Origin of the sequence: Colwellia ponticola (genome assembly GCF_005885605.1) — a bacterium.
Taxonomy (GTDB): Bacteria; Pseudomonadota; Gammaproteobacteria; order Enterobacterales; family Alteromonadaceae; genus Colwellia; species Colwellia ponticola.
Genome location: NZ_SZVP01000168.1, coordinates 1 through 430, shown reverse-complemented (window position 1 = coordinate 430; position 430 = coordinate 1). Strand labels below are relative to the sequence as shown.

Here is a 430-nt window from a genome sequence, read left to right as displayed (position 1 = left end):
GATCTTCACCACCCCGGAATACGCCGGCTGGCGCTCGCTGCGTGAATCGGAAGACTCGCGCTACATCGGCCTGACCATGCCGCGCTTCCTGGCGCGCCTGCCGTATGGCGCCAAGACCGACCCGGTGGAAGCCTTCGCCTTCGAAGAAAACACCGACGGCGCCGACAGCTCCAAGTACACCTGGGCCAACGCCGCCTACGCGATGGCGGTGAACATCAACCGTTCGTTCAAGCACTACGGCTGGTGCTCGCGCATCCGTGGCGTGGAGTCCGGCGGTGAAGTGGAAAACCTGCCGGCCCACACGTTCCCTACCGATGACGGTGGCGTGGACATGAAGTGCCCGACCGAAATCGCCATCAGCGACCGCCGTGAAGCGGAACTGGCGAAGAACGGTTTCATGCCGCTGCTGCACAAGAAAAACACTGACTTC

The 430-nt window shown here is 62.8% G+C and carries 1 protein-coding gene; it reads left to right on the top strand.

The genetic code is table 11. The features are described from left to right. On the top strand, window positions 1–430 hold a 430-nt coding region (locus tag FCS21_RS16390), incomplete at both ends, for a type VI secretion system contractile sheath domain-containing protein (protein WP_171035747.1).